15 protein-coding genes are annotated in these 14,982 nt (G+C 33.2%); 6 read left to right on the top strand and 9 right to left on the bottom strand.

Going from position 1 to position 14,982, the window contains the following annotated elements:
• Nucleotides 1-164 precede the first annotated feature (164 nt).
• The 3 genes from MKL33_RS14155 (at nucleotide 165) to hpaR (ending at nucleotide 2,989) form a co-directional block, all read left to right on the top strand.
• Nucleotides 165-1,433 (top strand): p-hydroxyphenylacetate 3-hydroxylase oxygenase component, encoded by a 1,269-nt coding sequence (locus tag MKL33_RS14155; protein ID WP_270907197.1) that lies wholly within the window; start codon nucleotides 165-167, stop codon nucleotides 1,431-1,433.
• A gap of 27 nt (nucleotides 1,434-1,460) precedes the next feature.
• Entirely contained in the window at nucleotides 1,461-2,408 is a 948-nt protein-coding gene (locus MKL33_RS14160; RefSeq protein WP_270907287.1) for a p-hydroxyphenylacetate 3-hydroxylase reductase component, read from the top strand.
• A 155-nt stretch (nucleotides 2,409-2,563) separates the two neighbouring features.
• Nucleotides 2,564-2,989: a homoprotocatechuate degradation operon regulator HpaR gene (gene hpaR / locus MKL33_RS14165; protein ID WP_270907198.1), complete on the top strand. Its 426-nt coding sequence runs from the start codon at nucleotides 2,564-2,566 to the stop codon at nucleotides 2,987-2,989.
• Nucleotides 2,990-3,087: 98 nt separating this feature from the next.
• Here the strand turns inward: hpaR and rarD are convergent, their stop codons facing one another.
• Nucleotides 3,088-3,993: an EamA family transporter RarD gene (rarD, locus tag MKL33_RS14170; protein WP_270907199.1), complete on the bottom strand. Its 906-nt coding sequence runs from the start codon at nucleotides 3,991-3,993 to the stop codon at nucleotides 3,088-3,090.
• A gap of 107 nt (nucleotides 3,994-4,100) precedes the next feature.
• Here rarD and MKL33_RS14175 point away from each other — a divergent pair, with 107 nt between their 5' ends.
• Nucleotides 4,101-4,562 carry an Lrp/AsnC family transcriptional regulator gene (locus tag MKL33_RS14175; RefSeq protein ID WP_270907200.1) on the top strand — a complete coding sequence of 154 codons (462 nt, stop codon included), beginning with the start codon at nucleotides 4,101-4,103 and terminating at the stop codon, nucleotides 4,560-4,562.
• 9 nt (nucleotides 4,563-4,571) lie between these two features.
• Here the strand turns inward: MKL33_RS14175 and MKL33_RS14180 are convergent, their stop codons facing one another.
• Entirely contained in the window at nucleotides 4,572-5,483 is a 912-nt protein-coding gene (locus MKL33_RS14180) for a LysR family transcriptional regulator (RefSeq protein WP_270907201.1), read from the bottom strand.
• A gap of 185 nt (nucleotides 5,484-5,668) precedes the next feature.
• Here MKL33_RS14180 and MKL33_RS14185 point away from each other — a divergent pair, with 185 nt between their 5' ends.
• Complete coding sequence (locus MKL33_RS14185) at nucleotides 5,669-5,896, top strand: M20/M25/M40 family metallo-hydrolase (RefSeq protein WP_270907288.1); 228 nt, start codon at nucleotides 5,669-5,671, stop codon at nucleotides 5,894-5,896.
• A 130-nt stretch (nucleotides 5,897-6,026) separates the two neighbouring features.
• Here the strand turns inward: MKL33_RS14185 and gmtX are convergent, their stop codons facing one another.
• From gmtX to MKL33_RS14220, 7 genes are all read right to left on the bottom strand, one after another.
• A complete protein-coding gene (gene gmtX, locus MKL33_RS14190) occupies nucleotides 6,027-6,704 on the bottom strand; it encodes a gamma-mobile-trio protein GmtX (RefSeq protein WP_270907202.1) in 678 nt (225 codons plus the stop codon).
• A 4-nt stretch (nucleotides 6,705-6,708) separates the two neighbouring features.
• The gene (gmtZ, locus tag MKL33_RS14195) at nucleotides 6,709-9,294 is read right to left on the bottom strand and encodes a gamma-mobile-trio integrase GmtZ (RefSeq protein WP_270907203.1); all 2,586 of its coding nucleotides are present in this window, start codon (nucleotides 9,292-9,294) and stop codon (nucleotides 6,709-6,711) included.
• A gap of 15 nt (nucleotides 9,295-9,309) precedes the next feature.
• Complete coding sequence (gene gmtY / locus MKL33_RS14200) at nucleotides 9,310-10,755, bottom strand: gamma-mobile-trio recombinase GmtY (RefSeq protein WP_270907204.1); 1,446 nt, start codon at nucleotides 10,753-10,755, stop codon at nucleotides 9,310-9,312.
• Between the two features lie 173 nt (nucleotides 10,756-10,928).
• Nucleotides 10,929-11,123, bottom strand: coding sequence for a DNA-binding protein (locus MKL33_RS14205; RefSeq protein WP_270907205.1), 195 nt, complete (start codon nucleotides 11,121-11,123; stop codon nucleotides 10,929-10,931).
• Nucleotides 11,124-11,510: 387 nt separating this feature from the next.
• The gene (locus MKL33_RS14210) at nucleotides 11,511-12,617 is read right to left on the bottom strand and encodes a porin (RefSeq protein ID WP_068611319.1); all 1,107 of its coding nucleotides are present in this window, start codon (nucleotides 12,615-12,617) and stop codon (nucleotides 11,511-11,513) included.
• A 255-nt stretch (nucleotides 12,618-12,872) separates the two neighbouring features.
• Nucleotides 12,873-13,286, bottom strand: a complete 414-nt coding sequence (locus tag MKL33_RS14215) for an HIT family protein (RefSeq protein WP_005069390.1) — start codon at nucleotides 13,284-13,286, stop codon at nucleotides 12,873-12,875.
• A 17-nt stretch (nucleotides 13,287-13,303) separates the two neighbouring features.
• Nucleotides 13,304-13,573, bottom strand: coding sequence for a YARHG domain-containing protein (locus tag MKL33_RS14220; RefSeq protein WP_002122146.1), 270 nt, complete (start codon nucleotides 13,571-13,573; stop codon nucleotides 13,304-13,306).
• 852 nt (nucleotides 13,574-14,425) lie between these two features.
• Between MKL33_RS14220 and MKL33_RS14225 the strand changes: the two genes are divergently transcribed.
• On the top strand, nucleotides 14,426-14,890 hold the full coding sequence (locus MKL33_RS14225) for a hypothetical protein (protein ID WP_057061810.1): 465 nt from the start codon (nucleotides 14,426-14,428) through the stop codon (nucleotides 14,888-14,890).
• The last annotated feature ends 92 nt before the right edge of the window (nucleotides 14,891-14,982 follow it).

Here is a 14,982-nt window from a genome sequence, read left to right on the forward strand (position 1 = left end):
AAATAAATAGTCGTCTTTGAAACTATGAAAAGTACCGTTTTAACTTTTAAAAGTGCATTAATCATTTAAATAATTTTCTTAATAATGGATTAAAGAGAAGCAAACATCATATGTAGACAAGAAGTCTATTTAGGAATGACTTTTAATTGAATGGAAACAACATTATGGAAAATACAGTTTTAAATCTGAATTCTGATGTAACTCATAATTTCGAAGAAAATTTCCAGCCAATTCGCCTTGTATATACTCAAGCGCAAACACCAGCTGTTAATGGAATGTCAATGCTTGAGAAAATTCAGCAAATTCTTCCGCAAATTGCACAGAATGCTGAAACAGCTGAGCAATTACGCCGTGTTCCAGATGAGAATATAAAACTCCTTAAAGAGATTAATTTTCATAGAGCGTTTCAGCCAAAAGTATATGGTGGCTTAGAAATGAGCTTACCAGATTTTGCAAATTGTATTGTTACCTTGGCTGGTGCATGTGCAGGTACGGCTTGGGCTTTTAGTCTTCTTTGTACCCATAGCCATCAAATCGCAATGTTTAGTAAACAACTTCAGGATGAGATTTGGTTAAAAGATCCTAATGCAACTGCAAGTAGTTCAATCGCACCTTTTGGAAAAGTTGAAGAAGTAGATGGTGGAATAATTTTAAATGGTGATTATGGCTGGAGTAGCGGTTGTGATCATGCTGAATATGCAATTGTTGGTTTTAACCGCTTTGACACTGAAGGCAATAAAATTTATAGCTTTGGAGTTATTCCTCGTAGTGACTACGAAATCGTAGATAATTGGTATGCTCAAGCTATTAAGAGTAGTGGTTCAAAAATGCTAAAGCTTGTGAATGTTTTTATTCCTGAATATCGTATTTCTAAAGCTAAAGATATGATGGAAGGGAAGTCAGCTGGCTTTGGCTTATACCCTGATTCAAATATTTTCTACTCACCATATCGTCCGTATTTCGCAAGTGGGTTTTCAGCTGTGAGCCTAGGAATTGCAGAACGTATGGTTGAAGCATTTAAAGAAAAACAAAGAAATCGTGTTCGCGCATATACGGGTGTAAACGTTGGTCTTGCTACTCCTGCTTTAATGCGCATTGCAGAATCCACACATCAAGTTGCTGCTGCACGTGCATTACTTGAAAAAACTTGGGAAGACCACCGTATTCATGGAATAAATCATCAATATCCCAATAAAGAAACGCTAGCTTTTTGGAGAACAAATCAAGCTTATGCAGTCAAAATGTGTATTGAAGCTGTTGATCGTTTAATGGCTGCTGCTGGTGCAACAAGTTTTATGGACAACAGTGAACTTCAACGTCTATTCCGTGATTCTCATATGACTGGTGCACATGCTTACACTGATTATGATGTGTGTGCACAGATTTTGGGGCGTGAATTAATGGGTATGGAACCGGATCCAACAATGGTTTAAATGCGGGGATAAAGGAATATGAATGCAATGAATCAAGTAAATACGAATGTTGGGGAAAATGAAATTATTGATCCGAAAGCCTTTCGTCGTGCTTTAGGTAATTTCGCAACAGGTGTTACCATTATGACTGCTCAAAATTCATCAGGTGAGCGAGTAGGGGTAACTGCAAATAGTTTTAACTCTGTTTCACTAGATCCAGCTTTAGTTTTATGGAGTATCGATAAAAATTCTTCAAGTTATCAAGTTTTTGAAGAAGCTACCCATTTCGGAGTTAATATTTTATCAGCTGCTCAAATTGAATTATCTAATCGTTTTGCACGCCGAGGTGAAGATAAATTTGCCAATATTGATTTTGAGTTAGGGACTGGCAATGTACCACTTTTCAAAAACTGCTCTGCAGCTTTTGAATGTGAGCGGTATAATATTGTCGAAGGTGGTGATCATTGGATTATTATAGGCCGAGTAGTGAAGTTTCATGATCATGGACGTTCACCACTACTCTATCACCAAGGTGCTTATTCAGCAGTTTTGCCACATCCAAGTTTAAATATGAAGTCTGAAACTGCCGAAGGTGTTTTCCCTGGTCGTTTATATGACAATATGTATTATTTATTGACTCAAGCTGTACGAGCCTATCAAAATGACTATCAACCAAAGCAATTAGCGAGTGGTTTTCGCACCAGTGAAGCTCGTTTGTTGTTAGTTTTAGAAAGCAAAACCGCATCTAGTAAATGTGATTTGCAGCGTGAAGTAGCGATGCCTATACGTGAAATAGAAGAAGCTACTAAAATCTTATCTGAAAAAGGGTTATTAATTGATAAAGGCGAACACTACGAATTAACTGAAGAAGGTAATCAGTGCGCTCATATGCTCTATAAAATTGCAGAAAGTCACCAAGAAGATGTTTTTGCAAAATATACAGATAATGAACGAAAGCTATTTAAAAGTATGCTTAAAGATCTGATTGGAATTTAATAAAGATCTGAAAATATTATGAAATGAAGGGAGAAGGTCCCTTCATTTTTTTATCTTGGCTTGTAAAACTAATAAAATACATTTCAGTATTATACTGATTTAATACTGAACAAAAATAAGTTAACATATTCACAAATTTGTTTTTTTGGAAAATAATGAAACCAATTCGTCCATCTTTAACATTAGCACTATTAGAAGCTCGTGAAGCTATCATGTCTCATTTTCGCCCAGCACTCAATGAAGTTGGATTAACCGAACAGCAATGGCGTATTATTCGAATTTTATATCAATATGAAGAGTTGGAGAGTAATCAGTTAGCTGAGTTGGCATGTATATTGAAACCAAGTTTAACTGGAATTCTAAATCGCATGATTGAACAAAAACTGGTTCAAAAGCGTAAAGATTATGATGATCAAAGGATTAGTTTGATTAGTCTTACTGAAAGTGGTCTTGAATGTTTTAAAACTCAAGCAGTAAAAATGGAAGCTTCTTATAAAAAAATCCAAGAACAATATGGTGAGGAAAAAATGGAAAATCTTTTGATTTTATTAAAAGACCTGACCAAAATTAAGCTCAATTAAAATCTTTGACTGATGAAAAAGTAGGGGTGGGTGTAGATAACAATGATTTGTTATCTACCGATAATAATGAATAGTATTTATAGTATAGAATTAATTTTTCAGACTTCTACTTTCTTAAATTTCTTTAATTGTAGTATTCCTTCAATTATGAGTACCAATACAGCCAGCCATATCGCTATGTAAGTAGGCCATTCAGCAGTTTGAATTGAATATCCAAGTAAGATTGATACAGCTAATAAGAACACTGGCTCAACATATACTAAAAGGCCAAAAAGAGTTAAATTCAAATATGGGGCTGAAAGAGATTGAAAACCTAATGCAAGTGCACTAATTAAGCCAAGCCCTAATATTAGCCAAATTATTTCGGGATCACTTATCAATTCAGCTGAACCAATATTTCCATTAAAAATAAAGTATAGACTAATTGGTAAACTCAAAAGCATGTCAAACCATAGGCCACCAATATTATTGGTTTGTGTCTTCTGTCTTAACCAGAAGTAAATCGGATAACCCAGGCATATAAGTAAAGTTGGCCAAGTAAATGTCTTTGCTACCAATACCATATTGATAATTCCAAGTATTGCAAAGATACACGCTATATTTTGCAATTTTGTCATTTTTTCTTTAAATGCGATTCGGCCTACAATAACCATGACGATTGGCATTATAAAATAACCAAGAGATACATCTATTCCATAACCATTTGTCGGCGCCCACATGAACAACCAAAGTTGTATTCCAATGAGAAATGAGGAAAATATGCGTGTTAAAAAGAAATAGCGGTCTTGAAATAGGCGCTTGTATATACTATTAATTTGATACCAATTTCCTTTTAAAATAATGAACAACGTTAAACAAGGTAAAGTCAGTAATATTCTCCAACCATACATTTCATTGCCCTTCAAAGTATCTAGCAAAGATGTATAGCCAAACATAGAAGCAAATAAAATTGAAGCAATCACATTCAATGTTATACCAAGTGATGTTTTCGAATTATTCAACATAATTAAATCTTTAAGAAATCCATGCAAATATTTTATTTCATTTGGATTGATAATTAGCCTTGTTTTTCTTACCATAAATGAGAAAATTTCTCACAGTATTATTTAGAATGTCATTAGATAAATTTGATTCAGCTTTACTTGAAATTTTACAAAAAGATTGTCTTATTCCTTTGCGTGAACTAGCAGATATTGTTCATTTGTCTACAGCATCTGTACAACGCCGTATCCAAAAACTACGTGAAAACGGCTATATAGTTGGAAATATTGCTGTTTTGGATCCCGATAAATTAAATCAGGTAATTACAATACTTGTAGAAATACGAGTTAATAAAACTCATGTTACAGATTTAAACGCTTTGAAAGAAAGCTTTTCTGGTCCAGAAGTCCAACAATGTTACTACGTTACTGGTGAGGCTGATTTTATGCTGGTATTATTAGTGCCTAGTATGAACCGTTTCCAAAAAATTTGTGATGACTTATTTCACAATAATTCTAATGTTGAGTGGTTTAAAACTACTGTTGTACTTGATCGAGTAAAAGTTACACTAGAACTCCCAGAAATAGGTTGAAATATATAGTCATTTAGCATTAAGACGAATTCTCTCTAAAAAGTAATTAAGAATAATATTATTCGCTTTACTCTTTTTAGTAATTAAACAAATTTTAGTGTTGTAAGTAATTTCTGATTTAAATATAGGTTTCATTTTCTGTTCTTGTACCCATTTAGAAGCATAATGATCTGGAAGAAATCCAAGGAAGTTTCCTGTCAAAATTAAAAATGCTATGCCTTCTCTGTCTGTAGCAGTTGCCTTACAGTTAAGAAGTTGATGTAAATTAATAGCTTCTGCGGTTATATTATAGTTAGGTGTTACAGCATCCCATTTCTTCAAATCATTTTTTAATAATAAAGTGGTTGAAGAAAATAGAGGATGTTTATTACCACAATAGAGAAAAGACTTCTCTTCATATAGATCAAAGTAATTGAGTCCAGATAGGGAAGCAACAAATGGAATAGCTCCAACATGTAGACGACCATCTAATACTTTACTCTCAATATCTGAAAGAGTACTCATACTAATATTTATTTTTACATCAGGATGTTCATTACTTAACTGCCTTAATGTATGAGTAACATTACAATTTGGCATTGTAACTAAGTTATTGATAATGCCAATATTAAATTCACCTTTGAGCTTATTATGGATTTGGTTGACCTGTACGCGGAAATCTTCAATAGATACCAAAAGTATCTCAATATATTCTAATAGTTCCTTTCCTTCTTCTGTCAGAGCAAAGCCAGCTCTACCTCGTTGGCATAATCTGAATCCCACTCTTTGTTCTAAGTCACTTACATGTAAGCTAATTGCAGATCGGCTAATACCCAACATACTTTCAGCAGAGGTAAAGCTGCCACATTCACAAACAGTTTTAAAAATCTTTAAAAGCTTTATATCAGTATTGCTAATTTGCTGTAGTTGTTTTAGCTTCATATTGGTGGCTTTTTGAGCAATATAAAACTAAATTTATCAAACATATAGTTGATTGTGAAATAATTTTAAAAGAAAAAATTAATTTGAAAGTCCTTATTAAGAATAAAGTTATAAATGAAATATTTTATTTTCAATTGAACTGATCAAATAGCCATTTACGAACTTTAGCAATTTTTAATGAAAAGATTGTTCAGCTCATTGAAAGCACTGCTAATAAATTAGGTTTTAGCTACCGCCGTATGACTTCTGGTGCTGGTCATGATGCTCAAATGATTGCTCGGATTACTCCTACAGCCATGATCTTTGTTCCAAGTAAAGGAGGAGTTAGTCATAATCCTCGCGAGTTTACAGAGCCAAATCAGCTTATAAATGGTGCCAATGTATTACTAGAAGTGGTTAAAAATTTAATTTAATTATCCAATGATCTATACCTCAAGAGGGTATAGATCATTGGATATATATATTCTATATGAAATATATAATTATAATTCATCAGAATCTCATTTTTTAAATTGAAAGAGCAATAAGGTGGTTCTATTCAAGTTAGGCAGAAATGTGCATTAATATTTTCCGTATTGCAAATATAAAACCTGTTTTAAATAATATACGACCATTTTCATCTTTTACTGCTCCAGATTCAGAAGGAGTCAGTCCGCGGAATTCCATTTTTTTCTTATCAATAGCATCTTTTAAAGCCTCAATTTCACTGGGAAGAAAAATATCATTTAACGCTGGTAAGACTTCTATTGATTGATTTTCACTGTTTGATCTCATAATTTGTTTTGGTCGCATGTCTACAATGACTTCTGCATTTTTTTTAAGAATATTGTTTTCTACTTTAAGCTTATTTTTTTCAGCAATAATTTGGCCAAAAACTGCTCTCAATGCGGGATCATCTAATCTTGTTAATAACTGTAAATCAGTTGGTATATTAAGTACTCTTGATTGGGTTACATGCGGTTTTTTCAAAGTGGTATTGGCTTTCGTCGCCCACGCTTCGATCAGTAAACGAAAATGCACACCTGTTTTATTACGAATACTGACAGTACCTACGCCATTATTTGCTTTTGATATTCGCCCTATAGTTGCAATTGAGAAATCTTTCTCTCCTGAATTATAGCGAGCTTTCAATAAAGAATTGAGTTGATCTAATGATTTTTCCGTCCGAGGACTTTTATCTAATTTTAAATTTTCTAATAAAACATTTATATCAATGTTCATATGATTATTCCTTAAAATACTTTTTTTGTTTTAAACCGAGAGTTGATAACTTTAAAATTTTTTGGTTCATATTATTTTCTAGAGCTTTGATTCCGACATCTAATAAATTGCTATCTTGCATGTATTGTTCAAGTTCTAAATAATTTGCAACTTTTTTATACCCATCAAGCTTATTATTCGGGTCAGCTAGTAATGCCATTTGACGGAACATAGCATTCGTTGCAATAAGTTGTTGTTCCGGATCAAGCATTAAGAGATGAGGTGTATAGTTTTTACGCATCATTAATCGACTAAGACTTTGAGTCAAGCGCTCAATGGCTGATGTTTTTCTTATTTCATCGAGCATGTCTGGATAGATTTCTGCATCATCGCAAAGCAATGAAAGATGAAGCAACTCTGATTTAGTTTCTATAAAATCGACTTTAATATCACTTTCTGTACCGACAGCTATTAATTTATTGACGACATCATTTTCCGTTCGTTTTTGCTCGATTTCAATGATACGACGAATTAACTTAAAAGTTGCAATCCAGTCTTTTGCGCATTCATCAGCTTCGACTAACTGTTTTTCGTATCGGCGCTGAAGTGCTTGTAGTTCATCGTGTTTTTTAAATAATTGACCTGCATATTCAGCTTCATATTTGGACTCTTCTATTTTTTCAATCTCATATTCTAATTTAATTGCTAAATTAGCAGCTTCATGTGCTTTGTAACTCATAAAGTTAAGATGCGCATTAAGTGCTGGGAGATAACTTGCATCAGTAATGAACCAACGACACCGCACACAATTTTCTAAGCCATGCGGAACCGAATCATAAACTTTTCGTAATATATCAGTTGAATCTTTGAGTAGTGCTCCACCATTCCAGCAGCCAGGTATTGTTTGACTTTCGTTTGAGCGAACAGTATTTCCGCCCGCTAGGCATAGTCCATGATGACGATATTCCCAGCCGATGGGATTTCGTTTAACTAATGCCGCCTCAATAGATAGATTATCGTGATAGGCCATTTTGTGCTCAATTTGTCGTATTTCAGCATCTTGCAGAAATACTTTAACACTCTCCTGTGCTTTGCTATCGAGAAGCTTCTCCGCCTCGTTCATTTTATCCTTCATAATTGTTGGGGTGAGTTTCGTATAATAAAGGGTCATGATTAGACGCGAATGACCTGCTAGTATCTTCGATACAATAGGTAATGGAAGCTTGGCATCAAGAACATAGCTGGTGATAAGTGATACACGAAGGCTGTGTAATGGAAATTCAGTTTTCGTTTTTACTAATTCAGGAGTATTGCTATATTTATGAACTAGATTAAGTGGGTGACCATTTGACAAAGTATCACCAGAAATGAAAAGATTTTTTTCTAACTGATGTAATAATTTATACCAGAATCTCTGAACTAAAATTTCTTGAATTGGCTTACTGCGATCTGCAACATTCTTTGCCCTAGCATCACGAAATAAAAAGCAAATATGTCCCATTTCTTTCAAGTTAGCTTTTGTTTTTAGTATAATAGTGTGCTTCATTTCAAGCGTTAAGCAGTCAGTAGCCTTATTGATTGGATTATATTTTTCTTGCCAATTACGTAATTTTTCAAGCCAATATAAAACCTCGTCATTTTGCCATGGAATTTCATAACCGCGCTCAAATTCATTTTTATTCTGATCTGCAGTTTTATTTGTGTTGATATAAAATCCGGTCGATTCTAATCCAGATGCATTATCTCTAAATAGACGAAATACACCTTTGCGGTGGTTGATACGAGCAAAAGAATGTGTATTTTTAATCCAGTTACCATTTTCATATCTCATTGAATCTGATTCGCCAGAGTCAAGCATACGTATCTGATATGAACGTAGAGGTAAGTGTAATTTAATAAGCAATACCATGCTTGTTATAGGTGACCATAATTGATAAATGTTTGTTACTTTACCATTGCGAGTAACTTTTTTAATTCTCCAGACACAATCCTTATCATTTTCATCAATCTGATTCTTATTAACCTCAAACCAACCACTACCATTCGCTTGTGCCCATAACCAATCTGAAAAGAATCCTCTTGGGTTGGGGCATATAATATGGCGTAAATTGCAAATGTAACGATACGGCAGTGGGTTATATACTGTTTCATGAGTATTATTTTGAACTTTTACACTCTCGAATGGATTGGTGTATAAACGAACTGTTACACCATAATCATTTTTTACACTAAAATGTGTATCTATCAGCCAATCAATAAAATGCTTCGTATAGATTAATAATGCTGCTGTTTGTCTATTATCACCTTTATTCGTTTTTTTTAGTAAAGCGCTTTTAAAATCAGCAGTTGATGGTTTTCTATAATTATTCTTATTAAAGAAACTCACAACATCAGCTGTAAAGGGCAATGTATCGACAAGATAAACATCAAAAAAGTTACACAAAGCTTTTAACTTACCACTAACAGCAGCATCTTGTTTTTTAATCCACTCTTCAGCAAATTGTCGCCATATTTCCCACTCATTTCCGCGATTTTTTACAAGCCATTGTAAAGTTAAATCACTACTACGACCATCATTGTTCTTTCTTTTAAATACCATTTTATTAACCATTATTTTGCCCTAATTTTAAATCCATTTGTGTAAATAATCAGTTGAACCTAAAATGGTTGAACTATATTCGGATAACATTTCCCAGCTGCAAGAAAAATTTTTTTCCTCTAATTCAGAAGGGTTTAGCAGACGCTCAGTTGCCGCATTAAGTTTATTATTTATTTCTTTTATGGTGGGCGTCGTATAAACTCTTTGTGATTCTAAAGCAGAATGATGTAAGCATTTTTTAATTATAACTTCTGGCACTTCAGCTCTTCTTAAACGTCTTCCATAACTATGACGATGTGAGTGCGGAGATAATCCATCCGCTTTAGATGTTTTAAGTCCAATACGCTTTAATGCTTGACGATAATTGTCATGAAATGCATTCAAAGTATAAGGCATTCCTATATGTTTCCGATGGAAACTAATAAATGCATATGGATGATTACGATCAATTTTTGCAAGAAATCTTGTATAGTTTTGCCACAGTTTGGCAAAAACCTCACCAAAAATAAGAGGAAACCAATGTACCTCTAGGTATTCATCTTTACTGTCAGTTACTCGACTTTTCCAACCGACATGTTTTTTTCCGATTAGGTCATTTCGCGGGCTTAAAGCATATATTTCTTTTAAATATGCTGCTCGGGTTGTTTTACCAGAACGTCCACGCCAGTTGTGGGGAGCTTTTCCGTCTGCTGGATGATAAATTCGAACTTTAACACTTGAAGGATTAAGTTGGTCAATGAGGACATCTTCAATCCATAAGTGAAAAGCTTCAGATTCTCTCAATCCACCACCATGCATGAGTAATACAATAAGTTGATCACGTATAGCAACTCTTGCATCTACAGCTCCACCAATCCCTTGACAATAGAAAGCTTCAAAATATTTTTCAGGAAATTCTATAGCATCCTGAAATTGCTTTCCTAAAGGGCGTTTTCCTTGAATTTGTCGAACGTAAAGAACAGTAGAATTAATATATTTATCTTTAATATGCCCCAAAAAGTTGTGTTGATTTTTGCGAAACCATGCTGCGTAATTAAGGCGTTTCTCTAAACTGTCAGCTTCAATTAAAGGATTTACTGGGATTTCACCATATTTAGCAGACAGCCAATCAGTTATTTTCGTTAATGCAGTGATATATGTTCTAGAGACTTGTTTACTATGAGGTAACCAATACAGGCCCGAGGGGTCTAAGCCATCGTTCCCAATAGTTCCAGTATATAATCGACTACTAAAACCTTCGAATAAAGACAGGGGAGTAGCAAAACAATTAATATTTGCATTCATATATTCCAACAAAAGTTTTGATGCATTTACATATTGCGAAAGAGTTGCATAACTTTTGCCATTTCTTTTTAATGTAAGAATATATTCTAAAAGTGGCATGAGAACTTGTTGATTTTCGTCCAACAGAACTGGTATTTCAAGATAAACACCAGAATTATCCTCTACTATTTTAGCGATTATTTTTACCATCTATATACTTATCCACTTAAACTAAAAGTTAAGAAAAAAAGCAGAAAGTACGTAAACATTGATAAAGTTATTAATGTCTCATAGAATAGAAATGTCTTGCTACGGCACGTAAAAAGACAAACCTATAAAGACTCATGTTGGCGCATGGGTCTTTATACTTTCTGCATCAAAAACTAATCTATAGCTTTCTGACACTTGATACCAAGTTGTACAGCAATTTTGTGACTTTCACCACGCCGTGGGATTCTATTATTTTTTAGAATCCGATAAACAAGGTCAGGAGAAAAGTTATTTTCTCTTGACCACTCGGCAATAGATTTTCCTGAAATTAAAAAATCATCTTTTACTTGCTTAATAGATTTGAGCATTTTAGATAAACTCTGAATAAATTTGATCAAAAAATATCGAATATAATTATTTAAGTCAAGATAATTAATATTAATTAAATGATTAGTTTTATTTAAATATAATATTTATTAATTGTTTTGTTTATATTTTTAATTATTATTTTTTAAATATTAAATTAGATTTATTATTTCATAATTACTAGGGTAGTAATTACTTGTGTGTAGATTTTATATTTATATAATTTTTACTAGTAATATTCATTGAAAAATTTACATTAAAAGTAAGAAATAATCTATAAATAGTAAAAAAGATCCCTGTTAGGGATCTTTTTTAGGGGTTTTATATATTATTACCAACTAGTAATAACATAAGCCCTTTTATTTTAGATCTGAATCAAACATAACCGATTAGAAGTTATATTCGATACCAGTACCTACAACAGTTTGTTTGTCGTCTTCTTTAATCCAGTCGCGTTTTTGTTGAGCAACGATACCGTAGAAGCGAGCTTGTTTGTTGATTTGGTAATCAAGACCTAAACCGTACAAGTCGATTTTACGATCTGATTGACCACTTACTTGTGTTTCAGCTGAAGCATATTCTGCTTTCACTTTTAGTTTAGTGTTAGGAATTTTATAAGCAGCTGTGACTGCATATGCTTCTTCTTCTAAACCACGGTAAGCTTTACCAGCTTTATCGATTGAACCATCTGATTTATATGATTGACCATATGCAGTCAAGTCATCAGTAGGTTCAGCGTGTTGCCATAAAGCACCTACTACAAAACCAGATTTAGCAATGTCATAAGAACCAGTTACACGGTAAGCATCTGTATAGACATCTTTTAGACCGTAAGCTGCATATTTACCTTTAATACCAAAGTCACCAGCAGCAGCAATTGCTAAACCGATATCTTTGTTTTCGTAACCAAGCGAAGTTGATACAGAGTCAAAGCTATCATTTTTGCTGTCTTTACCAGTTTCACCTTGTTTGCTATCAGAGGTGCTTTCACCAGTTTGAGCCATGATATTGAATGTTAAACCAGCTAATAATTTAGGGTCTAATTCAAAACCGATCACGTTGTCTAAACGGTTTTCACCGTACATGATATTAGTAATATCTAAACGTGTATCGTCATTAAAGATGTCTTGGTTACCACCAGCAGCTGTTTTAAAGTAAGAATCATACTTACCTACTTTTAATGTACCAACACCTTCAGTTTTTAAACCGATAAAACGGTTACGAGCACTAAGGTCAGTATCAGAACCTGAACCATCAGTAGAAATTGCCCATTCAGCTAAATAAACAGCAGATAACTTGTCAGTTAATTTCTCTTCGCCTTTTACCCCAATACGAGAAGAGTTTGAGTTAACTTCGGTAACGTCACTTTTACCATCGAAATTTTTATTATCAACTTGGTTAATAGAAACATTTAGTTTGCCATACAAAGTTGGCGCTGCTTGCACCGCGTTTACGCTCAAAGTTGCAACTGCGGCAGCGAGTAGCAATTTCTTCATTGAGATTTCTCCAAAAGGTATTTAAAAATGGCGTATGCCTAGCTAACTATTTATTTTGTAGTTGACTTATGTACAAAAAGTTACAAAAGCTCACCAACTTGCTAAGCAGTATCGGCAAATTTTGTGACAGAGAAGTGAAGAATAAATGACAGTTTTATGACGTTTAAAATTTAGAAATAAATTAGTTATTTTCATTTTTTATAGTTTTTAGACGAAAAAAAGCGGAGCCTAAACTCCGCTTTAACCCTCTAAAAATCAAAGAGCTGCTTTAATTTTTTCAGCTAATTCTTTAATTTTTTCTTGATCCCCTAACTCAACAGCATGGCGTCCAAGATGATGCACATTTGTTGGAATTAGATGAAAATGAACATGTGGAACAGTTTGTCCTGCTGCTGCTCCAGAAAGTTGCATCAATACAATACCTTCCAAATTGAGTGCTTTTTCCATTGCCTTAGCAATCTTTTGAACAATTTGTATAGTATAGGCTGCTGCTTCAGCAGGTAAGTCCAGCAGTGTTACAGCAGGTGTTTTTGGAATAACTAATGTATGACCATCGGCTTGAGGCATAATATCCATAAAAGCTAGAACTTGATCATCTTCATAGACTTTTATCGCTGGAAGTTCTCCACGTAAAATTTTTGCGAAGATATTTTGATCATCATATGCCATGTATTATTCCTTTAAAATTATTTACATTTCAATTCTTTTTGACGTTCTTTAATAGCGTCAAGACGTTGTTGCTCTTTGTCAGAAAACTTTGGTTTTGTCGTATGACAGTTTTCATTACCATATTTTTCTTTAGCATCAGGATCTTTAAAACAAAAGCCTTTTGATGCATAAATCAAATTGTAATCATCTTGCAATTTTTGACATTCTTGCTCAGGTGTTGCAGCTTGTACGCCTAAACTAGCAATGCTCACCATGCCAGTAAAGACTGCAACCATAAATTTATTCATGAGCTTTTCCTCAGTTAAAGGTATGAACCTGTACTCAATATAAGGTTTCTTACCAATATTTCAATGACTATTAATTACTCAAGTGTCATTTTGGTTTGAATTTTGGGCAAAAAATGAATAAAATCTTTATATATCAATGTTTTAAAAATAAACAATAAAAACAAAAACTTAACTAAATTTTTATATATCTTTCCATAATTTAACTACTATCTAATACCTTGTAATTGCTCATAATGAAGAAAATAGGAAGCTTGCTTCTATTAAATAAAAAAACAAAAAGTTCGTAGAAAAGCCATATTCATGACTCATCTTTTGCTGAAAAGACAGTTTTAGTTTGAATTTTGGTCAATGGAAAAGAAAGATATTAATACCATGATCAAAAAAAAGCGTGATAATTATCACATTTTGTACTTTAGGATTAGGTGGAATTCACTAGGCCCATTTATTTTAGACGGAAATGGGCTTCTCTTACTTAAACAGAGATAAAATTATTTTGGACTTTTATTTAAGATTAAAATTGACCTGAAAGATGCATTGATTTTACATATTTAAAGTCTTATTATATGGCCCATAATTGCTGCGTTTGATAGTTTTTGTTTTTTATAGCCCATTTCTCCAAATGAAATGGGCTTTTTTTATTAAAGTTATTTCGAATCATTAAAATTTAGTATTTTATATTGAGAATAAGTTCGCCTTATATTTGGATTTTGTGATATGGTATAAATGTTGCTTTCATAATTGCCCTGATAGTTACTTTCTACCCTCATACCCTTACACATAGTAATAGTATATTCATCATACTTCCTTAAAGGATCAGTCGTTCGTTAAGACTAAATATTAAAGGAATAGGTGATGTCACAATTTTTACTAATTGCTGAAAAAGTTTATAAAAAGTTCGAAGAAGAAAAGCTTTTCTCCGAGGATGTAATTGGGCACTTGAATAGCTTAGTTAGTATTATACGGCAAGAGATAAAAGACACTTCATACAAATTAAAATATAACTTTATTGATTTTGAAGAATGTTTAAATAAACCTGCAAAGGAATGTTCAGTTAAACTCGATATCAGCTTAATGCCAATTTATAAGAATAAAAGTGAGTACATTATGTGGTTAGCGAGTTTTATCGAAAAAATTACTCTAGGTGGAAGAGAAAAGTTTCCACCGCTTACAAATAGTTTACTTCCGAGCTGTATAGTGACTAATCCTTATGTAACAAAACTGGAGCAGGCCAAGACCTCTTCTGAAAAAAGTGCACAGATGATTGTAAATTACTTTAAATCATCTGATTATAAAAAAGTTAATAAAGTGCCTTCATAGGGAAAATAATAATTTTCTATTAAAACAATAATATTTTTGGTAAATGCACCAGTACACGAGGGCTTATTGTAGCCAAGCCAATAAAAGCAATG

Source organism: Acinetobacter sp. AOR43_HL (genome assembly GCF_027854635.1).
Taxonomy (GTDB): domain Bacteria; phylum Pseudomonadota; class Gammaproteobacteria; order Pseudomonadales; family Moraxellaceae; genus Acinetobacter; species Acinetobacter pittii.